Below are 23,906 nucleotides of genomic sequence, written 5' to 3'. Positions count from 1 at the left end.
CCAGTCGTGAAAAGGCGCGTTAAGCTCGGAATTTCCATTGGTGCCGTGATTTTGCTGGTCGCCGTCGTCGCGTCGCAGGCACGAAGGGTCAACGAATTCAAGGCAAGCGCCATGCGGTTCGTTCCGGTCGAAGCGGTCGGCTTCGTCGCAGTCCCGGACCTTTCTGGCTTCTTTGATCACGGATTTCCGGACATCAGCGAGATAGCCAAGGCCGTCGGTGGCGCGGATTTCGATCTTGTCAAATTCGCGATCCCTTCGCCGACGAGCCTGCCCGGTCAATGTCTAACGCTAGGCAAGTCAAGCGACCTCTCCTCGAATGGCATCGTTCCCCACAGCAGCTTTTCGCTCGCATGGCTCGACGCTGGGCTCAGAACGGCGGTTCAATTGAGAGACGATGGGTCCGGACTCCTGTTCCTGGCCGATCTTCTCTTTCCCTCTTATGCACAGCTCAGCTACCAGTCCGACGCCACGGATGCGAGCAACGACGGCACCAAGTACAGGTTTGAGTTCACCACCCAGAGCAAGGACGTTGATGTCTGTCTGAAGCAGGAGTGGCAGCCAAAGCAGGGGGCCTCTTCGGTGGTCGTCGAGAGTTCGACGAGCAAGATCGTACTGCCGATGCGTTTTCGAAACTCGGTTGTGAGCGCCGCATCGTCACCGACTATGGACTTCAAATGCACCGTCGCCAGGAATTTGGAGCCTGCGATGCCTTGCGGGTGCGAGATTATTGAACAAGGAATTGGAGATGCGCAAGGTAGGCCCGCTCGAAGAACGAAGTGCGGTCGGGATGCTTTCGCCAGCAGAAAGGATGATCTCTCGACGTGGAGTGCCGATCTCGGCAGGGGCGAGACCGTGATGATTGGCAATCAGTATGTCGCCCTCGTCGATGGCTATCACATCATCGACAGTCTTCGCAGCGGGGTAAGCAAACGCGGACGATACAGGATATCGACGCCGCTCGTTTCGATCATGAGCGACGACTCGCTGTTGTCGCGATTTGGCGAGATTGCAGCTTCGAGCACGCAATCTGGAGCGACCATATTTGCTGGCACTCGTCCAGATTCCATCGTGAGCGTCATCGGAACGAGCGGTTTGCCAATGTATTTGCTTACCCCGATAGGCTTTCATTTTCATGAAAACAAGATCGATGTCGAAGTCCTGTCCAATCTTGAGCCTCAAGACATGGCGATCGTGCAAACGGTTGCTGCGGCGAGCAAAGCCGAAGCCGACGGGCGAGGATGGGGCGACTGGCGAAAGGGGCTTGGCGGAAAGCTGGCGGATAGCTCGTTGAAGCTTTATGCCAATTTTCTTCGGTCTTACTTTTTCGATATCGACACCGACATTGCGACGCATTCGCCGCTTGCACAGGTGGCGATGGACGTCATGGAGCAGGGGGCGGGTTCGATCGTCGTCGCGGTGAACGAGTTCTATTCGTCTTCAAACGTGGCGCGTCTTGCGATCGCGGTTCCCGACATCGACCCCGAAATCGCCAGCTCGATCGTTGGCCGATCGCGACGACAATCCATTCAGCGGCAGGCAAAATTCGTGGTCGAAAAGGCGAGTGAGCTCGCTCAGAAGCGCGGGGTAGAGCCTCAGAATTTGAAAGAGAAAGTTGGAGAACTGTACTGCGCGTCGTCGCTTTGGCAACTGAAGTCGCTTGTCGTAAGGCACGCGGATAGCCCGTCGACCGTGAAGGTCAAGCCGGTGATTGCAATAGATGAACAAGCATTTCTCAAGGAGAGCATGAGACCCGAGTGGTCCGTTGTTGCGGCAGGTATTCCGTTTCGCCGCATTTTATCCCCGGAGGATCTGAATGTCGCACTTTGGGGAAATGCCTACTTGAATGGCAAAGGTCTGGCACAGACGGACGAAGAGGAAGTGCGCACCAAGGTGGACGAGTTCACAGAATATTTGGAGGAGTTCAGATCGAACCTCAAGGATAAGGGCAACGATCTTGGCGCCGTGCTGGATGCAATGGGGCCGAACCTGTTGGAGCAGGCAAAGGTTCTCGAGTCGCGACGAGAATTCGCTCGTGAAAATGGTCTCGTCGGCAAGATAGAGGAGATCAGGGCGACAGTCAGCCTCGATGATGCGTTGGCCAAAGCGGCTGAGTTGCTGGGATTGCTTAAAAAGCCTTCCGACTTCTTGTTGGGGCCCGTCGAGATCAAGCGATTGTGCGGCGCGGCCGACGGCAAGCTCCCGGAATCTCCCCTCGCGTTCTACGATGGCAAAGCTAACGTGTTGTTCGTTGTCGACAATGCGCAGCCGATATCGGCCCTTAGTCCGCCGTCATCCAAACGCGACGCCGACGGGAAGCTGCTCGTGGGTCTGGAAGCCCCCCAGCTCGCGAAGCTCCTGTCCGGGAATAAGATCATTTCAGACAACGACGCGAAGTACTTCGACCAGTTCCCCTTTGCCAGGGCGGAGTTGGTGTTGAACGGGCGGGAGACCGGAACTGGCATTGCCGCTCGGTTATCTTTCTCGAGGATGGACAAACAGTGACTCAGACCCCGATCGTAACCATGGAACGGCTGACCAAGGGCTACGGTCGCAATCGCGTTCTTTCGGTCGAAAGCATTCAACTCGATGAGGGAGACAGGGTCGCGATATACGGAGACAACGGATCGGGTAAGTCGACCCTTCTCAGAATTCTTGCCGGACTTGTCAGGCGAACGGGAGGGAAGGAATTTCGAGACGAGCGTTGGAAGAGCGCCTCCGTTGGCTTTCTTCCGCAGACGGGGGGAGTCTATCTCGATCTTTCGGTGCGCGACAACCTTCAGGCCGTGCATTGCTTGCTGGGCACGGCGCCGAACTCCGACCGGTTGTCGTGGTTGATCGAGCGCTTTGGATTGACGGGATTGCTGGACAAGCGCGTTGCGACCCTGTCTGGCGGGTACCGTCGTTTGGCCGCGCTCGCCTGCCTGTTCTCATCCGGGGCAAACTATCTGTTTCTTGACGAACCATTCGCTTCCATCGACCCGACGAAGCGACTTTCCATCGAGGAGACCTTGACGAAGTATTCTGACGAGTTTCCCCTCATCGTGATTTCGGAGCACGTCAACAATATCGATGCCAAGGCGACGTCCTCGTTTTGGAATAAAGAAGTTAGATTGGAGGCCCACGAACATGGGCGCAATGTTGAAGCAAGAGCTGTTGGAGTTCTTTAACCGTCCGCAACTTTGGCTGAGCGTCATGGCGTTCGGGGTGTTCCTCGTGCACGTCGTTGCCCATCTGTCGATCGATGAAGAAGACATTCGGGTCGCGATCTATCAAACTGACGCGGACACCGCCGAGCGGCTGTCTACGATCATTGCCGCCGAGGCCATCGTACAAGAGATGTCCAACATCAGAGTGCTCGAACGGAAAACTCTGAGCGGCGACGTGGCGAGCCAATTGCTTGCCGACAATGCCGACGTTGCGATCACCCGGACCGACGATGGCTGGCGATTCCTTGTCAAGGCGCGCTCCGAGCTGGAGCATAAGCGGCTGGTGCGGATGGCGCAGGTTCTCGGTGCCAGTCTCAGCCAGCAGCGTCCCTGGCCACTTATTGCATATAGCGCTTTGCAGATAAGGCCCGATGACGACGTCGACACTGGCTGGCCCAGAACCGTGCAGATTTCAGGCACATCGGCAGATCCGGGGGCGCATGCAAGGGTGTTCGTACCGAAGACGATAGCCTTACTTAGCTTCATGGCGGCCTTTGCGTTCGCCTGTCGGTCTCTGCTCCGGGACGTCTCAAGCAACGTTCTCGAGACTTATCTCGTTGCGTGTCACGGACGATGGCGCGAGATCGTGGTGCCGAAGGTCTTGGTTGCGGTCCTTGGGGGATTGCTGACCTATCTCGTCCTGTTGACGTTCGCGCTCTTGGCCCAGGGCTTTTATCTCAAGAACGGATTCTTGACGGTAACGATCTTCGAGGCATTCGGATGGGTCGCTTCCGCATTGTTCGGCGTTACCTGCGTGATGTTGGCAAGGACGGAGTCGCGCATCTATTTGCTTGGTTCCGGCTACCTGATCCTCTTGATCATGCTTTCAGGGTTGATAGCCAAGATCTCCGAAAAGGACGTCGTGCTATCCTGGCTGGCGAGCATTATTCCACTTAGCTATTCAATGGACGTTCTATCGGACTGGATGTGCTTCGGAATGGTGCCGCTGCTGAGTGCAGGCACGTTTCAAATCATGCTCGCACTGGTCATCGTGACAAGCACAACGACGGTTCTGTCGGTTCGGCATTATCAGCGGCAACTCTGATCCCATACCGCCGAGCGAAACGCTACGTCATGTCGTCGTTCAGTTCGCGCGCGTCCAGGTTTGGCCGCCGCAGAACATGCCGCCGAAGGCGCAGCCTTGCACGTGGAGGCGATCGGTGCCGCGCATGGCGATCGTGGAGTCGTAGGTCGAGCCGGAGTTGGGATCGAGGATGCGGCCGGACCATTTCTGGTCCTTGCCGGGCTTCATGTTGATCAGCACCTGCTCGCCGTTCTGGTTCGATTTGGCGTCGACCGAATAGCCGCAGAGATTGCTGCCGCATTGCTCGATGCGAACCTTGCCTTCCTTCTCCTCGGTGAGCCAGACGCCGAGGGGTGAATTGGGATCGCGCGCCGGCGCGGCTGCGGGCGCCGCCGTGGTCGCGGCGGCCTGAGCGGGGGCGGGCGCAGGGGGCGCCGCCGGGGACGCGGGCGGTACGACGGTCGCCGGTGGCGTTGCAGCCTGCTGTTCGACCCGGGCAGGTGCCGGGGGCGGCGTGGGCTGCGGCAGCACGGCGGTGTCGCCCGGCGCATTGTTGGCGGTGGTCGGCGGCGGCGCTGCGGCAGCGGCGGGAGCCGGCTCGGCCGCCGGCGGCGGCGGCGCGACGGCTGGTGCCGGAGCCGGAGCTGCGGCCGGCGGCTGCGGATCAACCTTGGCCTGCTGCGGCGTCTGCTGATCCGGCTTCGCCTCGTTCTTCTTGGCCTTCTTCGCCTTGCCCTGTCCGGTGTTATCGTAGACGCCGGGGATCGACACCGTGCCGCGGTCGGGATCGATGCGGATGGTACGGCCGCCATATTCGATGGTGTACTGCGCCTGCGCAGCCGTGCTCGCCAAAAGCAATGCGGCCGTGGCCAACAGCTTCCTCATTTCCGTCTCCTGAGCAGGTGGTCCCCCGCACCGATGCTTACGCTTCGGTTGGATCTTAAAACGTGATCTAGATCACTGTCTCCGTATGAGTCGTCCTCCGGCGGATATCGGTTCAATACCACCGAAGTCGGTCCGGAGTTTGGACGGTGGCACTACACCGAGACGATGAGCCATCACAAGCGGATAGGGGCAAAAGCTCAGCCGATCCGAGCTACTTCTCTGGACAGCGTGAGTCCGCCACTTGCTCTGCGCGAGCGAGCGCGGTCTCATTCGCCTTGTCGGTATGGCTATCGATCGCGGCATAGAGGCAGGCGCTCTCAGGATTGATCGCGAATATGGAGAGCTCCTGGATTTCGCTCTCATCGTCGCCATGCCGGCGCCAAGTCCGGATCACGGCGGCCTTGGGAATTCCGGCCCGCATGATCCACTGCACCTTGTCACCGAAGGCCTTGCCGGCGCCGCGCCACTGCGCCGACGGCCCTTGTCGCTTCTCGAGTGAGCGCCTCGGCGCGATCGTGAGCGAGACGATGTTGCCTTCGTCGGCGAAGCGGATCGCGTAGCCCGCCGGGCCGGGACATGTCCACTGGCCGAACTGGTCACTGGATTCGTCCTTGCAACCGGGGCCGGCTGCTGGCGTGAACTTCGTCTCTCCGAACGCGCTGTCCGCACCGGCCATTGCGAGCACGGTCGCGAGCGCCATCACGTGTCGCATGATCCCTTGCCTGGCATTGGTTGTCGCGGGCTCGTCAGATCGATGGTCCTGCTAGTCGAACCAGGCGGCGTAGATCTTCTTGTAGCTGCCGTCCTCCATGGCGATGTGCAGCCACTGGTCGACGAAGGCCTTCAGCGCCACGTCGCGCTGGAGCCAGTAGGCCTTCTCGGAGAAGTCGAACGGCTTGTCCGGATGCACCGCGCAGAGCACACCGGAGTGCTGCTTCTGCTGATACCGGGTCTCGGATGCATCGGTCATCATCAGGTCGGCATTGCCCTTGGCGATCTCGTCGAAGATCACGGTGTTGTCGGGGAAGACGTTGATCTCGGCGTCCTTGATGTTGGCGCGCGCGAAGCGCTCATTGGTGCCGCCGGGATTGACGATCACGCGGGTGCCCTTCTTGTCGATGTCGGAAAGCGTCTGGTATTTGCCCACATCGGCGCAGCGGGCGATCGGCGTCTTGCCCTCGCGCATGATTGGCGTGGAGAAGAAGCCCTTCTTCTGGCGGTCGAGTGTCACCGAGACGCCGCCCATCGCGATGTCGAACTGGTCGGCCTCGAAATCCTTCATCAGTTTCGGCCAGGCCGTCTGCACGAATTCGACCTTGACGCCGAGCGCCTTGCCCAGCGCCTCGGCCATGTCGACGTCGAAGCCGCGGAATTGCTGCGTCGTCTTGTCCAGATAGGTGAAGGGCTTGTAGTCGCCGGTCATGCCGACCCGCAAGGTGCCGCGCTTGAGGATCTCGTCTAGCCGCGAGGGCGCCTGCTGCGCCTGCGCCGAGAAATTCGCCAGCACCACCACGGCCAAGGCCGCCAAGATTCGAACGAGCATGTCTTTTCTACCCTTGCGCGAGCTGTCATTGTGCAGCTCTTGAAGTGTGGGATTTAGACCAGAAGCCAACCTCTGGCGAGATGGAATTGGCAAGGAGCAGCCGGACGTGACGATCTCGATGTATGACGCCTCGGTCGGCGTCTTCGTGCCCCATCTGCGCAGCCTGTCCGGGCTGCTCGACAAGGGCGCAGCCCATGCGGAGGCTCGCAAGTTCGATTCCGCGATCCTGCTCGGCATGCGGCTGTCGCCAAACATGTACGACCTGGCGCAGCAGGTCGGGGAAGCCTGCCGCCACGCGGTGGTCGCCGCGGCCCTGCTGGCGCAGCGCGAGCCGGTTGCGCTGCCGGCGCTGGAGCACGACATGGCCGGGCTTCAGGCGCGCATCGCGACATCGATCGAATTCATCGAGAGTCTGCCGCGCGGGGAAATTGACGCGGCGGCGGAACGAGGCGTCGCCTTCAGGCTGAAGAACGGGACCGAGCTGCCCTTCACCGGGCGGACGCTGCTGCTGACGTTCAGCGTGCCGCAGTTCTTCTTTCACGTGACGACGGCCTACGACCTGTTGCGGCACGCAGGCGTCGAGCTCGTGAAGAGGGATTTTCTTGGCCGGCGGTAGTGGGCAGGCTCAATGTCCACCTCTCCCCGACGGGGAGAGGTCGGATTGCGAAGCAATCCGGGTGAGGGGCCACAGCGCTCCATGGGACCTCAACCCCTCACCCGGATCGCATCTATCGATGCGCTCCGACCTCTCCCTACGGGAGAGGTGTACCGGCGAGCGGCGATACCAACTACCTGCCAATCGCCTAAGCTTCGCCTTTGCGTTCGAATTCGGCGACCGAGCTGCGGCCGGCGATCTCGCTGCGTAGCTCCTCGAAGCGCCGGTGCGCCTCGTCCTCGTGCTCGTCGACGAAACGCACCGCGGCCTCGCTCGTCATGGGACCGCTGATCACGGGCGCGGACTGCTCGCCGATGGTCTCGTGCACATAGAACTGGCCGTCCTCGCCGCGATGAACCGTCCATTTGAGACGGATTGCGACCATCGGTCCGGGACCGACCTTGCTGTAGCCCTCGGCATCAGTGGGCTCAGGCGCCAGCGGCTGTTCGTCGACCACCGGATGTTCATCGGCGACGGGATGTTCACCATCGACAGCCTGCTCGGCCTCGCGAGCGGGGGCGGGCTCGGAGTCCTCCAGAATACTGGCGATGGTCGCCAGCGCATGATCGGTCGGGTCGATTTCTGACACGGTCCATCCTCCAGCTCGACGCCGCCGGTTCATCTGTCCCACTGCCGGCCGCGGTGGAACATATTACGCCCGTTTGATTAAGGCTGAGTTGGGGCTCGATCTGCACCAAAATGGGACGCATTCTGGCATTCCGAAGGCGGGCGATGTGCCGCCCGCCTGTCGTTTTGGCTTAGCCCAGCACGTCCTGATTAATGATGTTCTGGCGGATCGGATCGCCGTCCAGCACACTCAGGATGTTGCGCGCGGTCTGCTCGCTCATGCGGTTCACCGCCTCGACGGTGACGCCGGCCACGTGCGGGGCCATGATGACGTTGGGCAGCGCGAACAGCGCATTGGCGACCGGCGGCGGCTCCTGCTCGAACACGTCGATACCGGCGCCCGCGAGCTTGCCCGAGATGAGCGCATCGTACAGCGCCTTCTCCTTCACGATGCCGCCACGCGCGGTGTTGATCAGATAGGCCTTCGGATTCATCCGGCCGATCCGCGTCGCATCGAACAGGCCGACGGTTTCCGGCGTCTTCGGACAATGGATGGTGACGAAGTCGGCTTGGGGCAGGGCCGCGTCGAGGTCTGCGACCGGCTCGCAACCGGCGGCCTCGATCTCGGTGGCCGGTTTATAGGGGTCGTAGACCTGCACGTTCATCTCCATCGCCAGGCAACGCTTGGCGGTGCGGGAGCCGATACGGCCGAAGCCGACGACCAGGACGTTCTTACCGTAGAGATCGAACGGCAGCATGCCGAGCCGGTCGGCCCATTTGCCGTCCTTGACGCAGGCGTGCAGCTCGTTCGCGCGCTTGGCGAGCGTCAGCATCATGAACAGCGCCGCTTCCGCAACCGACGGCGAGTTCGCCGTGCCCGCAACCATCAGCGGCACCTTGCGGCGGGAGAGGGCGGGCACGTCGACCGCGTCGTAGCCGACGCCGATACGGGTCACCACCTTCATGTCCCTGGAGGCCTCGAGCTCGGTCTCGCCGAAGGCGGTGGCGCCGAGCGCCACGCCGTGGACCGGCGCATGGCTCTTCAGCATCGCCTCGAAATCCCGGGCCGAGATCAGGTTCGAAAACTCGACCAGCTCGATGTCGTCCCGCTGGGTAAGAAGGGCGCGGGCGCCCGGCGACATGGTTTGCGTAACGAAAATCTTCTTCTTGTTGGTCGCCATCGTCTCCTGCCTGCGCGAGTTTCTTGTCCGGCCGTCACAACACAACGCCGGTCGCCTCGTTTAGCAGGTGCATGTTGTTGAGGTCCATCGCCAAACGCATGGGAGCCCCGTCCTTGGCGCCGGCATTGGGATTGACGCGGCCGCAGATGGGCGTGCCGTCGAGCCCGAAATAGACCAGCGTCTCCATGCCCATCGGCTCGGTGACATCGAGCACGGTGTCGAAGGTCTCGACGCCCGGCTCCAGATGCGCGTGCGACTCGGTCAAGTGCTCGGGCCGGATGCCGAGCAGCAGCTTCTCGGTGCGCGGCAGCGCGTTGTAGCGGGCGGCACGGGCCGGCGGCAGCGCAAAGGCGATGCGGTCGGTCAGGCGGATCTGAAGCGTGCCACCGACGTCCTCCAGCCGGCAGGGAACGAAGTTCATCGCGGGCGAACCAATAAAACCGGCGACAAAACGGGTCGCCGGCTTGTGATAGAGTTCGTTCGGCGTGCCGATCTGCTCGATGCGTCCCTTGTTCATGACGACGACGCGATCGGCGAGCGTCATCGCCTCGACCTGGTCGTGGGTGACGTAGACCGTCGTGGTGCGCACCTTCTGGTGCACCTTCTTGATCTCGATCCGCATCTGCACGCGCAGCTTGGCGTCAAGGTTGGACAGCGGCTCGTCGAACAGGAAGACCTTGGGGTTGCGCACGATGGCTCGCCCCATCGCCACGCGCTGGCGTTGGCCGCCAGATAGCTGCTTCGGCTTGCGGTCGATCAGGTCGGTGATGTCCAGAAGGCGCGCGGCCTCCGTCACCCGCTCCTTGATCTCGGCCTTGGGATAGTGCTTCAGGCGCAGCCCGAACGACATGTTCTCGGCGACCGTCATGTGCGGATAAAGCGCGTAGTTCTGGAACACCATGGCGATGTCGCGATCCTTCGGCGGCACGTCGTTGACGACGTCGCCACCGATCAGGATATCGCCGTCGCTGATGTCCTCCAGCCCTGCGATCATCCGCAACGTCGTCGACTTGCCGCAGCCCGATGGCCCCACCAGCACGATGAACTCATGGTCGGTGATTTCGAGATCGATGCCGCGCACGGCTTCAACATCGTCGTAGCGCTTGACGACCTTACGCAGAGAAACGTCAGCCATGAAAATTCAACCTCTCGATTTCAACCCTTTGTCGCACCGGCGGTCAGGCCGGCAATGTAGTAGTCCATCAGGAAGGCATAGATGACCAATGGCGGCGCGGCGCCAAGCAGCGCGCCTGTCATGATCTGCCCCCAGTTGAACACGTCGCCCTTGATCAACGTCGTGGTGATGCCAACAGGCAACACGAACTGGTCTACGGAGGTCGTGAACACCAGGGGATAGAGGAACTGCGCCCAGGAGACGGTGAAGGCGAAGATGGTCGCCGCGATCAGGCCGGGCAGGGCAACGGGAATGAAGATCCGCGTCAAGGTCTGGAGCCAGGAGGCACCGTCGATGAGGGCGGCCTCATCCAGCTCCTTCGGGATCGATGCGAAATAGCCGATCATGATCCAGGTGCAGAACGGGACCGTCAGCGTCGGATAGATGAACAGCAGCACGTACCATCTGTTGAGTAGCGTGATGCCAGTATAGTCCTGAAAGACCGCGAGCATCTTGAACAGCGGAATGAACAAGAGACTGTCCGGGATCAGGTAGGTGAGGAAGACGCCCGTGGCGAGCGTCGCCGAGCCCCAGAACTTCATCCGCGCCAGCGCGAACGCCGCGGGGATGCTGATCAGCATCGTGATGATCACGACCGCGATCGCCACGACCGAGGAATTCCAGAAGAAGCGCAAGAACTGGTTCGATGTCAGGAGCTCGACATAGTTCGATAGCGTCGGATGGAACACCCACCAGGGGTTGGTCGCTGCCGATATTTCCGCACTGCTCTTGAGCGAAGTGATCAGCATGTAGACCGGCGGCGTCAGGAAAAAGATCGCGAACAGCACGAGAAAGAAGTAGGACCAGCGCAGCGCCCAGGCGCGGTCGCGGCTCATGCTGCCATACTTGACCTTGCGGGAAGGGCCGGCCTTGTCGATTGCGAGCGTGCTCATCAGGCTTCGTTCCCGCGTTTGGAGACATCGCGCAGGATGAAGATCGCTGCGACGGCAAGGATCGGCACCATGAACAACGAGACGCAGGCGCCGAGGGGAATGTCGTTGCTCTGGATGCCGACCTGGAACGCCCAGGTGGCGAACAGATGCGTCGTATCCAGCGGGCCGCCGGAGGTCAGGATGCGCACGATGTCGAAATTGGCGAACGTCACGATCAGCGAAAACAACGTGGTGATGGCGATGATGTTGCGCATCATCGGCAGCGTGACGTACCAGATCCGCTGCCACCAGTTGGCGCCGTCGATCGCCGCGGCCTCGTAGAGCTGGTCGGGCACGGATTTCAACGCGGCGAGATACATGATCATGAAGAACGGCGCCCCGTACCAGACGTTGACGAGGATGACTGAGAAGCGCGCCCAGAAGGTATCGCCGAGCCAGGGGATCGGGCCGACGCCGAAGAAGGAAAGCGTGTAGTTGAAGGCGCTGTAAGAGGGATCGAACAGCCACAGCCAGGCGAGCGTGCTCATCGCCGGGGGGATCACCCACGGCACCAGCAGCATGCCGCGCCATTTGCGCTGACCCTTGGCCGGGATGTTGTGGACGAAATGCGCGACGATGAACCCGATCAGCGCCTTGAAGACGACGGCGGTGATCGCGAAGATGCAGGACTGCTCCACCACCATCCAGAACGTATCGCGTTTGAACAGGAAGGTGAAGTTGCTGAGGCCGACGAACTTCGTCATCGCCTTGTTCAGCGTCGCCAGGTGAACCGAGTAGAGCGCGGGGTAGAGCACGAGCAGCGCGATCAGGAGGATCAGCGGCAGCGTCAGGAAGAACGCGACCGTCGATTTTCGCCCTAGCGTATTGCGCAGGCTTGATCCCTTGCGCGCGCCCTTCGCACGGGCAACGCGACCTCGCTCAACGACGACATCGGCCATGTCAGCTTCCTTTGGTCAGCTTTCTCGTAAACTGTCCAACCGCGAGGCCAGCCGTATGGCGAGCTTCGCGATCATGCGGATCGGAGGACGGGATGAGGGCGGCTCACGCGCGTGGCGTGAACCGCCCTGGCACATCCCGGCTCAGCTCCGCATGAAGCCTTCGCACTCGCCCTCGGCCCAGGCGAGCGCCTGCTCCAACGTCTCGCCCCGCGCAAAACGCAGCGCCATCTTGGTCAGCGTCGCCTGGAAGTAGATCTGCTGCGCGATCTTGGGCGGCGCCGGTGACGCTGCGATCGACAGCGTCTGATGATTGTAGGGATTCGGATAGTGATAGAGCGTTCCCTTCGGCGGCCCTTCTTCCGCCCACGTCTTCAACGTGCTCATCTTCGCGTAGGCCGGCAGGTCATAGCCGCCGCTCACCGCAACGAACTTCTCGATCGACGATGGCGAGGACAGGTGAACGAGCAGGCTCTTGGCCGCCTCCTTGTTCTTGCCGAAGCTCCAGACGCCCCAGAAGTAGGGCAGGTACGGCGCGAACCGGCCCTTCGGACCGGCCGGGAAGCCGTGCGTCCAGCACTGCTCGGCGACCTGCGGCGCATCGCGCTTGGCAACCGCCCAGGCGCTCGGCGGATTCAGGATCATTGCGCCGCGGCCGGAGATCAGCCACTTGTTGTTGGAGGCGTCGTCCCAGGACGGTGCGTCCGGCGGCAGGACCGCGATCAGCTTCTTGTAGAATTCCATCGCCTGGCGAACCTGATCGGCCTTCACCGTGATGTCACCCTTGGCGTTGACGAGCTCGGCGCCGAACGACTGAAAGATCGCGCCCGCGGTATCGACGCTGTCGGTGGTCTCGCCGAGACCGATGCCGAACGCAAAGCCGGCCTTCTGGCAGGCCTCGGCCGCCTTCAGGAAGGTCTCCATTGTCCAGTTGTCCGCCTTGGGCGGGCTGCCGGCCGGATACATCTCCTGCACGTCGATGCCGGCATGCTTCTTCATCAGATCGATGCGGGAGCAGGGGCCCTTGATTTGGCTGCCGGGTGTCGCGGGCACCGCGAGCCATTTGCCGCCTGACCGTCCGAGATAATTGACGGTGCCGTTCACCTCGCCATTCTGCTTGATGAGCGGCTCCATGACGTCGTTGAGCGGCTCGAGATTCTCGGAATAGGCCTGCGGCCACCAGCTCGGCATCTGAAGAATGTCATGACCGGACTTGGCCTGGGCTTCGGCCGCGGCGGTCAGCTCGATCTTCTTGTTGTTGCTGGTGATGTAGTCGATGGAAACCTCGACCTTCTCCTTCGCGGCCCATTCGTTGACGAGGTCGGTGGAGGCCTTGTTAGCGCCGGGCACCCAGTGGTCCCAGAAGCCGATCGAGAGCTTGCCAGCGGCGTAGGCGCCGCGCACATAGGGCGCTGTGATTAGCGCCGCGGAGGACATCGCAGTTGCAGCCACAAATTGGCGTCGCGTCAGTTTCTTCCGTGACATCTCGTTTCCTCGCTTGAGTATTTATTGTTGGAGTTTCCTCTTCGGTCTTCTTGTTCGCGTTTCTTATCTTGGATCTTTTTTGATCCGTCGCCCGGCGGTTCATCACGCAAGGCGCGGAAGTTGGTAGCGCGATCAGACCATGATTGTTCGCGTCTGTCGAGAAAGCCGAACGGGTCGTTGTCTAGAACTAACGTTGTGTCCGGACGGCGGCAGTGTCTGTCGATTTTGCGACGCACACTGCAGACGACGGCGTTCGATAGTAGTCCATGCGCAATTACGCCGCAGTTCCGAATAAGCCTGCATAACCGCTTCGCGCGAAACACTTTTCGGTGCGTAGACAGCAATTGCCTGCGACTGGACCTCGCAGCGGCGAAAACGATAGAGTTGCAACCGGCAGGTGGCTCCCACCTCAATAGGCAATCAGAGCGACGATGGAGACCAGAATGATCAACCCGGCGCCGCCAGCGCGGCATCGCCTGCGAGGATGGTTTGCGCTCGGGTCCGTGCTCGCATTGCTGCTCGGTGCGGCCGCGGTCGCGAATGCACAAGGTTTGGTCAAGGGCGTTCAGGACGGCGCCGCCGCCGGCAACAAGGCGGCCGGTCCCGTCGGCGGCGTGCTGGGCGGCGCGATCGGCGGCGTCGTCGGCGTTTTCACCGGGGTGCTTGGGGTTGGCAACAACAACGGCAACCAGGCGCCTGCCGCCAAGGACGCTGCCAAGCAGGGTGCGGGCAAGGACAAGGATGCCAAGGATAAGAGCAGCGCCAAGGCGGGCAAAGGGGCCAAGGCGTCCAAGGAAGCCAAGAACGCGCCCCAAGACAACAAACAAGACAACAAGCAGGACAACAAGGACGTCACGGTCCTGACCCAGAACGGCGCGCCGCAGCTCACCGCCGAGCAGATCGTTGCCAACAGCGACTCTTATATCGAGCGGATCAAGACTGAATTGAACCTCACGCCCGAGCAGGAGAAGCATTGGTACGGCTTCTCCAGCGCCATGCACTACCTGGGACACAATGGTGCAGAGCGGCTCAACCTGCGGATAGCGCGCGCCAAGCGGGACCCGCCCGACGACATCATCGAGCAGATGCGCAACGAGGCGCAATTCCTGATCGACCGCGCCGCCGACCAGCGCAATGTCGCCGATGCCGCGGAACCGCTCTATTCGAGTCTCGACGACAAGCAGAAGGAAGTCTTCATCCAGGAGATGGTGCACTTGAGCCATGAGCGCGGGCTGGATTGATCAACTTGAATCGGATTGGGCGCGCCAGAGTTAACGCCGCGCGCCACGAATTCGTGAATCCTCCCGCAGCCTCGGTTATGATTAGCTTTGTGTGTTGGCTGCGGAGTTGACATGGCTGGCGGACTCTCCGTTTTCCTGGTTGAAGACGAGGCGTTGATCCGGATGATGATCGCCGACATGGTGGAGGAGCTTGGCCACCATGTCGTCGCGGAGGCGGACAATGTCCGGGACGCCAGCGCCTTCGCCATGACCGCGCAATACGATTTCGCCATCCTCGACATCAATCTCTTCGGCGTCTACGTCGACCCGGTCGCCGATTTGATTGAGCGGCGCGGCAAGCCGTTTCTGTTCGCGACGGGCTACGGGCCGGAATTGCTGCCGTCATTGCTCCGCCGCAAACCGATCCTGCGCAAGCCGATCGCCATCGACCAGCTCAAGGCCATGATCGACTCGCTGTTTCCGGAGACATCCACAAACGCTTCGCACTGACCACGCGCGAGCTGCGCGGGCGACGAATAGCCGGGCAGCCTTGCCCTGGGGTAGGTGAAAGGCGCGGCGCCCGACTATCCTGCCGCAGCGGCGCGGCCCCCCGAATTCCTCATTGGAACTTGAAGAAAAGCGGACCGATTCACGCCCAACTCATGGCCGTCTCGCGGCGTTGTCGGGAACCGCAGGTGAACGGGCTTCCGGAGGGCGCGATGAATAGGTCAGTCCTTCTGCCATAGCGTGAAAACGGCCACCCGAAAGGGGCGGCCGCTGCACTCGAATTCTCAGGTTTCGTCAGATCAGGCCGGCGGCGATGTCGATGCCGTGCGCTATCAGGCTCACGGAGGCCAGAAGTCCGGCGCAGCAGAACAGGATAATGGCCTTGAAAGGATGGTCGCTGGAATGCGTCTCGACGCTAGCCGGCATCGCGGCCAGTGAAATCATGCTCATCTTCAGTCCCCCCTTATTGACCCTGAATTGCATCAGGCGAGGGAACTTCTAAGGCAAAAAGTTTTATGGGGGATTGCGAGGGATCCTTAACGAAATCGCAATCGATTCGCCTGCTCGCGCGAGCGGCGATGGTTCATCAAGAACTAGTTGCGGCCCGTTCTCAGCACGTTGGCGATCGTTTGCGCGGTCATCGCGGCGCGGTCCGAGGCGCGTTGCGCGGCCAGCCGATCCCTGGCCTTTTCCTCGATCAACAGCTCGATCAGGGCGAGCTGCTTGTCCTCGTCGTCCGCTTCGCTCAGCAAGCGGTGATAGCGGTGATAGTCGAAGCCGATGTCTGGTTTACGCATGCTACGCCCCATCCGACACGCCACGCACGGTTGAATTGTTTCCCAGTGGAAACAGACAGGCAAGTGCGATCCTGCGCGGAATGCGGCGTTCGAGCTAATGATCTGTGAATTACTGCCGGCAACGCGCTGCGCCGGCCCGACTATCTGTGATGGCGCAAGTCAATCGGCGCTGTGATCGGCAAACATCTTGAGCCCGACGAAGCTCGCATCGGACTTTATGACGAGCCAGCTCGGGATGTTGTGCAGATAGTCCTGGAAGCGTCCTTTGGCCTCGAAGCGTGCCCGGAACGCGGAAGCCGCAAGGAACTCCGGAAAGCGCGGCGCGATACCGCCGGCGACATAGACGCCGCCGCGGGCCCCGAACGTCACCGCCAGATTGCCGGCGACGGAGCCCAGGATGGCGCAAAACATCTCCAGCGTCCCGCGGCTGATACTGCAACTGCCGTCAAGCGCCGCCTGTGTGATCTCAGCCGCGTTGCGCTTCGGCGCCTGGGCGCCGTCGACCTCGGCGAGGGCCTCGTAGAGGCTCTGCAGACCCGAGCCGGATAGCGCGCCGCGCTCGATGGAGACATGGCCAAAGCGCTGGCGCATGCATGCGATCACGCGCTCCTCGCGCTCATTTTCCGCCGGCAGGGTCGCGTGTCCGGCCTCGGTGACGACCGCCAGCCGGGCGCCATGGCGTTCGATCAGGCAGGAGACGCCAAAGCCGGTCCCGGGCCCGATGACCAGCAACGGCTCTCCGGCGAGGCCACCTTGGCCGCCAAGAGGGATCAGGTCGGCGGGTTGCAGGGCGGGCAGGGACCAGGCCACCACCTCGAAATCGTTGAGCACATGCACCCGGTCGAAGCCGAGTGCCGGCTGAAGCTCGTTGCCGTCGATGACCCACGGGCTGTTGGTCATGACACAGCGGTTGTTAGTCACGGGACCTGCGACGGCCAGCACGGCCCTCTTGGGCTGCTCGCTGCCGGACCAGCGCGCGAGAACATCGCCGATCGCTTCCCGGACCGTCGGGAAGTCGGCAACCTTCACATAGTCTATTGCTCCGATCTGATCGCCCCGGCTCAGCGCGAAACGCGCGTTGGTGCCGCCGATATCGGCGAGAAGAATCGTCTGTCCTGTCTTGCCGATGCTCATGGCGATGCGGCTGCCGCGGCCTCGCCGGCTGCGGGAACCTTTGCCTCCACTCTTTCGATCCGCAATTGGCGAACGGTTTGAGAATCCGCCGCCGGGCGCGGGTAGTCAACACTGGCGAGGCCAAACCGTTGCACCCCGAGAGGAACGAACAAATCCTGCGACATCGCCCCGCGCGGCCGGGGAGGCGGTTGCGAACCGGCGAGGGAAGATCGACATTGGAGGGGCCGGTGCTTGGCGCGCCGGATGCACGGGAGAGGCTCCGATGAAGATCTCCGACCACGACGTGCTGCTCGTGATCGACGTGCAGAACGACTTCTGCACCGGCGGGGCGCTCGCAGTTCCCGGCGGCGAGAAGGTCGTCCCCGCGATCAACCGCATCGCCCGAAAATTCGCCAATGTCGTGCTGACCCAGGACTGGCATCCGCACGATCACGTATCCTTCGCGGCGAACCATGCGGGCAGGCAGCCGTTCCAGACGATCGAGCTCGGCCATGGCACACAGGTGCTGTGGCCCTCCCATTGCGTGCAGGGCACGGCCGGCGCCGCTTTCCATCGCGATCTGGACGTCACCCGGGCGAACCTCGTGGTACGCAAGGGATTTCGCCGCGGCATCGATTCCTATTCGGCGCTGTTCGAGAACGATCACAGGACGCCGACCGGTCTGCTCGGATATTTGCGAGAACGCGAGCTGAAGACGGTCTTCATTGCCGGTCTCGCGCTCGATTTCTGCGTGCGTTTTTCGGCGGAGGATGCCCGCAAGGCGGGCCTTCAGGTTGCGGTCATCGAGGATGCCTGCCGCGGCATCGATCTCGACGGCTCGGTGGCTGCGACCCATCAGAGTTTTCGCGAGCTCGGCATTTCCGTCGTCAGCCTCGAGGCGTTCTTATGACGATGGTGAAATAGTCGTGGCGGAGAAGACCGACAAACGGCCAACCGGATCAGGGCATGTCCCGGACGATCCGCTGCTTTGGCCGTTTGCGGCAGCACGGCTCGCCATGGACGCCTGCTTCTGGTGGCTGGAGCGCACACCAGTGGAGCAGGGCGACAGCAACCTGCCGTGGACGACGCAAAACACCGTCGCGCTGGAGCTTCCGACCATGCACCTGCGCCGTTTCGGCGGGGCGCGATCCAGTGAGCCGGCCCTGGTCTGCGCGCCCTATGCGCTGCATCGGGCGCTGATCGCCGATTTCGCGCCGGGGCACAGTGTCGTGGAATCCCTTCAGAACGGCGGCATCGAGCGGGTCTATCTCACGGACTGGCGCTCGGCATCGCCTGAGATGCGCTATCTCTCGATCGACAGCTATCTCGGCGATCTCAATGTCGCCATCGATGAGATCGGCGGGCCGGTCGATCTCATCGGCCTGTGCCAGGGCGGTTGGCTGTCGCTGATCTACGCGGCGCGCTTTCCCGCCAAGGTGCGGCGGCTCGTGCTGGTCGGCGCGCCCGTCGACCTCTCGATCGACTCGGCGCTGTCCAGGCTCGTCCGCAACGCACCGGAGCTGGTCTACGACCAGATCGTGGCGCGCGGCGGCGGCAACGTCAGCGGCGAGGAGATGCTCCGCGTCTGGTCGAACGCGCCGACCCGCGACGATATCGTGGCGGCGTTGCAGATGGACTTGTCCGACGACGAAGGCGCGGCGTTGCTTCAACGCTTCGACCACTGGAACGCCGAAACACTCAATCTGCCCGGCACCTATTATCTTCAGATCGTCAACTGGGTCTTCCGGGAGAACCGGATCGCGGCCGGCAACTTCACCGCACTCGGCCGCGAGATCCACCTGAAGGACGTCAAGGCGCCGGCCTTCCTGCTGGCCGGGCTCGACGACGACGTCGTACCGGCCGGGCAGGCGCTGGCCACTGCCCATCTTCTCGGAACGCCGCCGGCCTTCGTCGCGGCGGCCTCCGAGCCCAGCACTCACCTCGGCCTGTTCATGGGGGCGCGGACCCATGCTCAGGCCTGGCCTCGGATCGCACACTGGTTGCGCGACGATTTCACCGACGTCCTGGCGCGCAGCGCCTGATCCAGCCGGTTTGCATATTCACTATGCATGTCGGCGAATTGCCTGCCCCCGCATGCGTCGATCAGCTAAGAATGAGTTCGCAACTGCTTGAGGTTGCCAGTGAACAGAAGGTACTGCGGTTAGGATGAGCTTCCACTCGATCTATGCCCACGGATTTGCCCGCGTGGCGGCCTGCGTCACCACCTCCCAGGTGGCCGATCCCTCGGCCAATGCGAAGGCCATCCTGGCGGCGGCGACTGCTTGCCATAAGCAGTCGGTGGCGGTCGCTGTCTTTCCGGAGTTGTGCCTGTGCGGCTATGCGATCGAAGACCTCGTCATGCAAGATCCGCTGCTCGACGCGGTCGAGCGCGGGCTTGCCGCGATCGTCGAGGGGGCGGCGGCCCTGATGCCTGTCCTGATCGTCGGCGCGCCGCTGCGCTTCGGTGCCCGCATCTACAATTGCGCCGTCGTCATCCATCGCGGCAGCGTCCTCGGCGTCGTGCCCAAGACTTACCTGCCGACCTATCGCGAATTCTATGAAGGACGGCATTTCGCCTCCGGCGCCGGCATCGTCGGCGAGACGATCAAGATCGGACAGCTCCGTGCGCCCCTTGGCGTCGATCTCGTGTTCGCGGCCGAGGACGTTCCCGGCCTCAGCATCGGCGTCGAGATCTGCGAGGACATGTGGATCCCGGTGACGCCGGCCTCCGAACTCGCGCTCGCCGGCGCCAGCGTGCTGATCAATCTGTCGGGCAGCCCGATCACGATCGGCCGGGCGCGCTCACGTGCGCTGCTGTGTCAATCCACCTCGGCACGCTGCCTTGCGGCGTATGTCTACGCCGCCGCGGGCGCGGGCGAGTCGACGACAGATCTCGCCTGGGACGGCCAGACCTCGATCTACGAGAACGGCGTGCTGCTGGCCGAGGGCGAGCGTTTCCGTCAGGACGGGCAAATCACGATGGCTGACATCGATCTCGATCTGCTGCGGCAGGAGCGATCGCTGATGGGCACGTTCGACGACAACCGCAGGCAGCGCGAGGGCAGCTTCCGCAAGGTCGCCTTCGCCTTGAAGCCGCCGGCCGCCGACATCGGCTTCCTGCGCAAGGTCGAGCGCTTTCCATTCGTGCCGAGCGACGAGAGCCTGCTCGAGCAGGACTGCTACGAGGCCTACAACATCCAGGTCGCCGGCCTCGTGCAGCGCATGCGTGCGACCGGCACCAAGCGCGTCGTGATCGGCGTCTCGGGCGGTCTCGATTCCACCCACGCGTTGATCGTCGCCGCCAAGGCCGTCGACCTGCTCGGCCTGCCACGCAGTAACATCCTTGCCTACACCCTGCCGGGCTTTGCCACCGGCAGCGAGAGCAAGACCAACGCGCTGGCGCTGATGAAGGCGTTGCAGGCGAGCTCGCATGAGCTCGACATCCGCCCCGCGGCCACGCAGATGCTGAAGGATATCGGCCATCCCTTCGGCAAGGGCGAGGCGGTCTACGACATCACCTTCGAGAACGTGCAGGCGGGCCTGCGCACGGACTATCTGTTCCGGCTCGCCAACCATCACGGCGGCATCGTCATCGGCACCGGCGATCTCTCCGAGCTCGCGCTCGGCTGGTGCACCTACGGCGTCGGCGACCAGATGGCGCATTACAACGTCAATTCCGGCGTGCCGAAGACGCTGATCCAGCACCTGATCCGCTGGGTGATCGCGTCGAAGCAGTTCAGCGCCGACGTGAACCGGACGCTTGCGTCGATCCTCGTGGCCGAGATCTCGCCCGAGCTGGTTCCGGTCAAGCCCGGCGAGAAACCGCAGAGCACGGAAGCTTCGGTCGGCCCCTACGAGCTGCAGGATTTCAACCTGTTCTACACACTGCGTTTCGGCATGCGGCCGTCCAAGATCGCCTTCCTGGCGCTGCATGCGTGGAAGGACGTCGCCGAGGGCGCATGGCCGCCGGCCTTCCCCAGCGATCGGCGCAGGGCCTATGATCTGGCGGAGATCCGACGCTGGTTGGAAGTGTTCCTGCGACGCTTCTTTGCCTTCAGCCAGTTCAAGCGCTCGGCCATGCCGAACGGACCGAAGGTTTCGGCCGGCGGCTCGTTGTCGCCGCGCGGCGATTGGCGTGCGCCATCGGATTCCAGTGCTGCGGCTTGGCTCGAGGATCTCGCACGGAACGTGCCGAACTGAAACGGGCAAGACGGCTGGCAACGCGGCCCAAAACGAGTTCGCGCCGCATGGCTCATCGAGCTGGCGGCGCGATGTCGCGTTCAATCGGGAAAAGCACGAGGTCCGGAGTGCCTAGGAGTCCGGACCTCGTAACCTTGCCCCAGCCTTCAAATCCCCGCCCGTATGGCCCCCAAGCCCCTTGGTGCGCGATCAGAGGATGATGCCCTTGTGGCCGCCGATCGACCTGCGCGATGTACGTGGGATCGGGCTGGGATTCCAATCCGGATCACTACGGACGCAAATACCGTTGCGCTCGCGGCTCATCATGTGCAGCGCTGCTGATGCGATCCGACGCTCAGGCGTGCACGCTCCCCCTCATCATGCGTTCGCGACGTTCGCCTTTGAGGCTGCGCACGGAGCAGGGGAGGCCTGCGCAAGGCCGGTCCAGCCTCATTCGGGGCAAGTTCTCGTTGCACCCGGTGGCCCCGTGCGCTATCCGGCCGGAAAGGCCTGAGGCGGCTCGGAAATTTTCCCGCCCGGCCCACCCAACAAGGACGGAAACCGCCATGCCAGCCTATCGCTCCCGCACCACCACCCACGGCCGCAACATGGCGGGCGCCCGCGGCCTCTGGCGCGCGACGGGCATGAAGGATGCGGACTTCGGCAAGCCGATCATCGCGGTCGTCAACTCCTTCACCCAGTTCGTCCCCGGCCACGTCCACCTCAAGGACCTCGGCCAGCTCGTGGCGCGCGAGATCGAGCAGGCCGGCGGCATCGCCAAGGAGTTCAACACCATCGCGGTCGATGACGGCATAGCGATGGGCCACGACGGCATGCTCTACAGCCTGCCGTCGCGCGAGCTGATTGCCGACAGCGTCGAGTACATGGCCAATGCGCATTGCGCCGACGGCCTCGTCTGCATCTCGAACTGCGACAAGATCACGCCCGGCATGCTGATGGCGGCGCTCCGCCTCAACATTCCCGCGGTGTTCGTCTCGGGCGGGCCGATGGAGGCCGGCAAGGTCAAGCTGCAGGGCAAGACCAAGGCCGTCGACCTGATCGATGCCATGGTTGCGGCGGCCGACTCCAAGGTCAGCGACGACGACGTCAAGGTGATCGAGCGCTCGGCGTGCCCGACCTGCGGCTCCTGCTCGGGCATGTTCACCGCCAACTCGATGAACTGCCTGACCGAGGCGCTCGGCCTCGCACTGCCCGGCAACGGCTCGGTGGTCGCAACCCATGCCGACCGCAAGCGGCTGTTCGTCGAGGCCGGCCACACCATCGTCGATATCGTCCGCCGCTACTACGAGCAGGATGATGCGTCGGTGCTGCCGCGCAACATCGCAAACTTCAAGGCGTTCGAGAACGCGATGACGCTGGACATCGCGATGGGCGGCTCGACCAACACCGTGCTGCATCTGCTCGCCGCTGCCCATGAAGGGCAGGTCGAGTTCACCATGCGCGACATCGACCGCCTGTCGCGCCGCGTGCCCGTGCTCTGCAAGGTCGCACCGTCGGTTGCCGACGTTCATGTCGAGGACGTGCACCGTGCCGGCGGCATCATGGGCATTCTTGGCGAGCTCGACCGCGCCGGCCTGATCGACACGAAGGTGTCGACCGTGCATGCGCCGACGATGGCGGATGCGCTGGAGCGCTGGGACGTCAAGCGCTCGAAGAGCGAAGCGGTGCGCACCTTCTATCGCGCCTCGCCCGGCGGTATCCCGACCCAGGTCGCCTTCAGCCAGGAGCGCCGCTACGACGAGCTCGACACAGATCGCGAGAAGGGCGTGGTGCGTGATCTCGCGCACGCCTTCAGCAAGGACGGCGGCCTCGCCGTGCTCTACGGCAATCTCGCGCAGGACGGCTGCATCGTGAAGACCGCAGGCGTCGACGCCTCGATCCTGAAATTCTCCGGCCCCGCGCGCGTGTTCGAGAGCCAGGACGCTGCGGTTGAAGGCATTTTGGGTGGCAAGGTCGTGGCCGGCGAGGTCGTGGTCGTGCGCTATGAGGGGCCGCGCGGCGGCCCCGGCATGCAGGAGATGCTCTATCCGACGAGCTACCTGAAATCGATGGGCCTCGGCAAAGCCTGCGCGCTCGTCACCGACGGCCGCTTCTCTGGCGGCTCGTCCGGCCTGTCGATCGGGCATCTGTCGCCGGAAGCCGCCGAAGGCGGCAACATCGGCCTCGTGCGCGATGGCGATAAGATCGCGATCGACATTCCGAATCGCAGCATCAAGCTCGAGGTCTCCGACGAGGAGCTTGCCAAGCGCCGCGCGGCGGAAGAGGCGAAGGGCGATGCCGCCTGGCAGCCGCAGAACCGCAAGCGCAACGTCTCGACCGCGCTGCAGGCTTATGCTGCACTCACCACCAGCGCTGCGCGCGGCGCGGTGCGCGAGGTGAAGCGGCGCGGCAAGTAAGCACTGCTCCGTCCGTGGGATGCGGATGGTCAACGAGTTGTTAGCGACCGGCAAGACCCTGCCGGTCGCGTTAAGGATGCCTCGACGAACTTCGGCAGCTTTGGATTTAGCGGCGTATATTGGTG

The 23,906-nt window shown here is 62.7% G+C and carries 22 protein-coding genes; 10 read left to right on the top strand and 12 right to left on the bottom strand.

The features are described from left to right. The first annotated feature begins 6 nt into the window (after nt 1-6). Genes MTR72_RS33065 through MTR72_RS33055 form a run of 3 tightly spaced genes read left to right on the top strand, consistent with a single transcriptional unit; the run spans nt 7 to nt 4,251 of the window. A complete protein-coding gene (locus MTR72_RS33065) occupies nt 7-2,502 on the top strand; it encodes a hypothetical protein (protein WP_341511877.1) in 2,496 nt (831 codons plus the stop codon). Between the two features lie 20 nt (nt 2,503-2,522). Then, a complete protein-coding gene (locus MTR72_RS33060) occupies nt 2,523-3,167 on the top strand; it encodes an ABC transporter ATP-binding protein (protein ID WP_341511876.1) in 645 nt (214 codons plus the stop codon). Beyond that, entirely contained in the window at nt 3,127-4,251 is a 1,125-nt protein-coding gene (locus tag MTR72_RS33055; protein ID WP_341511875.1) for an ABC transporter permease, read from the top strand. Before MTR72_RS33060 ends, MTR72_RS33055 begins: the two co-directional genes overlap by 41 nt. Nucleotides 4,252-4,290: 39 nt before the next feature. Here the strand turns inward: MTR72_RS33055 and MTR72_RS33050 are convergent, their stop codons facing one another. From MTR72_RS33050 to MTR72_RS33040, 3 genes are all read right to left on the bottom strand, one after another. After that, nucleotides 4,291-5,115 carry a DUF2147 domain-containing protein gene (locus MTR72_RS33050; protein WP_341511874.1) on the bottom strand — a complete coding sequence of 275 codons (825 nt, stop codon included), beginning with the start codon at nt 5,113-5,115 and terminating at the stop codon, nt 4,291-4,293. A gap of 211 nt (nt 5,116-5,326) precedes the next feature. After that, nucleotides 5,327-5,827 (bottom strand): hypothetical protein, encoded by a 501-nt coding sequence (locus tag MTR72_RS33045; RefSeq protein ID WP_341511873.1) that lies wholly within the window; start codon nt 5,825-5,827, stop codon nt 5,327-5,329. Nucleotides 5,828-5,878: 51 nt separating this feature from the next. After that, the gene (locus MTR72_RS33040; RefSeq protein ID WP_341511872.1) at nt 5,879-6,658 is read right to left on the bottom strand and encodes a transporter substrate-binding domain-containing protein; all 780 of its coding nucleotides are present in this window, start codon (nt 6,656-6,658) and stop codon (nt 5,879-5,881) included. Nucleotides 6,659-6,776: 118 nt separating this feature from the next. Here MTR72_RS33040 and MTR72_RS33035 point away from each other — a divergent pair, with 118 nt between their 5' ends. Next, nucleotides 6,777-7,274 carry a DUF1993 domain-containing protein gene (locus MTR72_RS33035; protein ID WP_341511892.1) on the top strand — a complete coding sequence of 166 codons (498 nt, stop codon included), beginning with the start codon at nt 6,777-6,779 and terminating at the stop codon, nt 7,272-7,274. Nucleotides 7,275-7,461: 187 nt separating this feature from the next. Here MTR72_RS33035 and MTR72_RS33030 read toward each other — a convergent pair whose 3' ends face one another. From MTR72_RS33030 to MTR72_RS33005, 6 genes are all read right to left on the bottom strand, one after another. Further along, nucleotides 7,462-7,902, bottom strand: coding sequence for a hypothetical protein (locus MTR72_RS33030; RefSeq protein ID WP_341511871.1), 441 nt, complete (start codon nt 7,900-7,902; stop codon nt 7,462-7,464). Between the two features lie 169 nt (nt 7,903-8,071). Continuing rightward, nucleotides 8,072-9,061 (bottom strand): hydroxyacid dehydrogenase, encoded by a 990-nt coding sequence (locus MTR72_RS33025; protein WP_341511870.1) that lies wholly within the window; start codon nt 9,059-9,061, stop codon nt 8,072-8,074. Between the two features lie 34 nt (nt 9,062-9,095). Further along, entirely contained in the window at nt 9,096-10,196 is a 1,101-nt protein-coding gene (locus MTR72_RS33020; protein ID WP_280963879.1) for an ABC transporter ATP-binding protein, read from the bottom strand. Between the two features lie 20 nt (nt 10,197-10,216). Then, on the bottom strand, nt 10,217-11,128 hold the full coding sequence (locus MTR72_RS33015) for a carbohydrate ABC transporter permease (protein ID WP_280963880.1): 912 nt from the start codon (nt 11,126-11,128) through the stop codon (nt 10,217-10,219). Next, on the bottom strand, nt 11,128-12,066 hold the full coding sequence (locus tag MTR72_RS33010; protein WP_280963881.1) for a carbohydrate ABC transporter permease: 939 nt from the start codon (nt 12,064-12,066) through the stop codon (nt 11,128-11,130). The genes MTR72_RS33015 and MTR72_RS33010 overlap by 1 nt, the downstream gene beginning before the upstream one ends. Nucleotides 12,067-12,207: 141 nt before the next feature. Next, nucleotides 12,208-13,548, bottom strand: a complete 1,341-nt coding sequence (locus MTR72_RS33005; protein ID WP_341511869.1) for an ABC transporter substrate-binding protein — start codon at nt 13,546-13,548, stop codon at nt 12,208-12,210. 443 nt (nt 13,549-13,991) lie between these two features. On the opposite strand from MTR72_RS33005, the gene MTR72_RS33000 reads away from it, so the two are divergent. Together MTR72_RS33000 and MTR72_RS32995 are read left to right on the top strand one after the other, a co-directional pair. Continuing rightward, nucleotides 13,992-14,789, top strand: coding sequence for a Spy/CpxP family protein refolding chaperone (locus MTR72_RS33000; RefSeq protein ID WP_280963883.1), 798 nt, complete (start codon nt 13,992-13,994; stop codon nt 14,787-14,789). 111 nt (nt 14,790-14,900) lie between these two features. Next, on the top strand, nt 14,901-15,278 hold the full coding sequence (locus MTR72_RS32995) for a response regulator (protein ID WP_280963884.1): 378 nt from the start codon (nt 14,901-14,903) through the stop codon (nt 15,276-15,278). A 291-nt stretch (nt 15,279-15,569) separates the two neighbouring features. On the opposite strand, the gene MTR72_RS32990 is transcribed toward MTR72_RS32995, so the two are convergent. From MTR72_RS32990 to glk, 3 genes are all read right to left on the bottom strand, one after another. Continuing rightward, nucleotides 15,570-15,725, bottom strand: coding sequence for a hypothetical protein (locus tag MTR72_RS32990; protein ID WP_341511868.1), 156 nt, complete (start codon nt 15,723-15,725; stop codon nt 15,570-15,572). A gap of 143 nt (nt 15,726-15,868) precedes the next feature. Beyond that, nucleotides 15,869-16,072 (bottom strand): hypothetical protein, encoded by a 204-nt coding sequence (locus tag MTR72_RS32985; RefSeq protein ID WP_280963886.1) that lies wholly within the window; start codon nt 16,070-16,072, stop codon nt 15,869-15,871. A gap of 159 nt (nt 16,073-16,231) precedes the next feature. Further along, nucleotides 16,232-17,206 carry a glucokinase gene (gene glk / locus MTR72_RS32980; protein ID WP_341511867.1) on the bottom strand — a complete coding sequence of 325 codons (975 nt, stop codon included), beginning with the start codon at nt 17,204-17,206 and terminating at the stop codon, nt 16,232-16,234. Between the two features lie 262 nt (nt 17,207-17,468). Between glk and pncA the strand changes: the two genes are divergently transcribed. From pncA to ilvD, 4 genes are all read left to right on the top strand, one after another. Continuing rightward, a complete protein-coding gene (gene pncA / locus MTR72_RS32975; RefSeq protein ID WP_341511866.1) occupies nt 17,469-18,095 on the top strand; it encodes a bifunctional nicotinamidase/pyrazinamidase in 627 nt (208 codons plus the stop codon). A 16-nt stretch (nt 18,096-18,111) separates the two neighbouring features. Continuing rightward, nucleotides 18,112-19,227: an alpha/beta fold hydrolase gene (locus tag MTR72_RS32970; protein ID WP_341511865.1), complete on the top strand. Its 1,116-nt coding sequence runs from the start codon at nt 18,112-18,114 to the stop codon at nt 19,225-19,227. Between the two features lie 124 nt (nt 19,228-19,351). Then, nucleotides 19,352-21,385 carry an NAD(+) synthase gene (locus MTR72_RS32965; RefSeq protein ID WP_341511864.1) on the top strand — a complete coding sequence of 678 codons (2,034 nt, stop codon included), beginning with the start codon at nt 19,352-19,354 and terminating at the stop codon, nt 21,383-21,385. Between the two features lie 545 nt (nt 21,386-21,930). Further along, nucleotides 21,931-23,781, top strand: a complete 1,851-nt coding sequence (gene ilvD, locus MTR72_RS32960; RefSeq protein WP_341511863.1) for a dihydroxy-acid dehydratase — start codon at nt 21,931-21,933, stop codon at nt 23,779-23,781. The last annotated feature ends 125 nt before the right edge of the window (nt 23,782-23,906 follow it).

This window comes from Bradyrhizobium sp. ISRA442 (assembly GCF_038085055.1).
Classification (GTDB): Bacteria; Pseudomonadota; Alphaproteobacteria; order Rhizobiales; family Xanthobacteraceae; genus Bradyrhizobium.
The sequence above is the reverse complement of the archived record's forward strand: the minus strand, read 5'-3'. Positions and strand labels throughout refer to the sequence as shown.

Excerpts from the sequence above, each read along its gene's own strand:
- MTR72_RS33060 (WP_341511876.1), top strand. The coding sequence starts at position 2,523 with ATGGAACGGCTGACCAAGGGCTACGGTCGCAATCGCGTTCTTTCGGTC.
- MTR72_RS33055 (WP_341511875.1), top strand. The coding sequence starts at position 3,127 with ATGGGCGCAATGTTGAAGCAAGAGCTGTTGGAGTTCTTTAACCGTCCG.
- MTR72_RS33050 (WP_341511874.1), bottom strand. The coding sequence starts at position 5,115 with ATGAGGAAGCTGTTGGCCACGGCCGCATTGCTTTTGGCGAGCACGGCT.
- MTR72_RS33045 (WP_341511873.1), bottom strand. The coding sequence starts at position 5,827 with ATGCGACACGTGATGGCGCTCGCGACCGTGCTCGCAATGGCCGGTGCG.
- MTR72_RS33040 (WP_341511872.1), bottom strand. The coding sequence starts at position 6,658 with ATGCTCGTTCGAATCTTGGCGGCCTTGGCCGTGGTGGTGCTGGCGAAT.
- MTR72_RS33035 (WP_341511892.1), top strand. The coding sequence starts at position 6,777 with ATGTATGACGCCTCGGTCGGCGTCTTCGTGCCCCATCTGCGCAGCCTG.
- MTR72_RS33025 (WP_341511870.1), bottom strand. The coding sequence starts at position 9,061 with ATGGCGACCAACAAGAAGAAGATTTTCGTTACGCAAACCATGTCGCCG.
- MTR72_RS33020 (WP_280963879.1), bottom strand. The coding sequence starts at position 10,196 with ATGGCTGACGTTTCTCTGCGTAAGGTCGTCAAGCGCTACGACGATGTT.
- MTR72_RS33015 (WP_280963880.1), bottom strand. The coding sequence starts at position 11,128 with ATGAGCACGCTCGCAATCGACAAGGCCGGCCCTTCCCGCAAGGTCAAG.
- MTR72_RS33010 (WP_280963881.1), bottom strand. The coding sequence starts at position 12,066 with ATGGCCGATGTCGTCGTTGAGCGAGGTCGCGTTGCCCGTGCGAAGGGC.
- MTR72_RS33005 (WP_341511869.1), bottom strand. The coding sequence starts at position 13,548 with ATGTCACGGAAGAAACTGACGCGACGCCAATTTGTGGCTGCAACTGCG.
- MTR72_RS33000 (WP_280963883.1), top strand. The coding sequence starts at position 13,992 with ATGATCAACCCGGCGCCGCCAGCGCGGCATCGCCTGCGAGGATGGTTT.
- MTR72_RS32995 (WP_280963884.1), top strand. The coding sequence starts at position 14,901 with ATGGCTGGCGGACTCTCCGTTTTCCTGGTTGAAGACGAGGCGTTGATC.
- MTR72_RS32990 (WP_341511868.1), bottom strand. The coding sequence starts at position 15,725 with ATGAGCATGATTTCACTGGCCGCGATGCCGGCTAGCGTCGAGACGCAT.
- MTR72_RS32985 (WP_280963886.1), bottom strand. The coding sequence starts at position 16,072 with ATGCGTAAACCAGACATCGGCTTCGACTATCACCGCTATCACCGCTTG.
- glk (WP_341511867.1), bottom strand. The coding sequence starts at position 17,206 with ATGAGCATCGGCAAGACAGGACAGACGATTCTTCTCGCCGATATCGGC.
- pncA (WP_341511866.1), top strand. The coding sequence starts at position 17,469 with ATGAAGATCTCCGACCACGACGTGCTGCTCGTGATCGACGTGCAGAAC.
- MTR72_RS32965 (WP_341511864.1), top strand. The coding sequence starts at position 19,352 with ATGAGCTTCCACTCGATCTATGCCCACGGATTTGCCCGCGTGGCGGCC.
- ilvD (WP_341511863.1), top strand. The coding sequence starts at position 21,931 with ATGCCAGCCTATCGCTCCCGCACCACCACCCACGGCCGCAACATGGCG.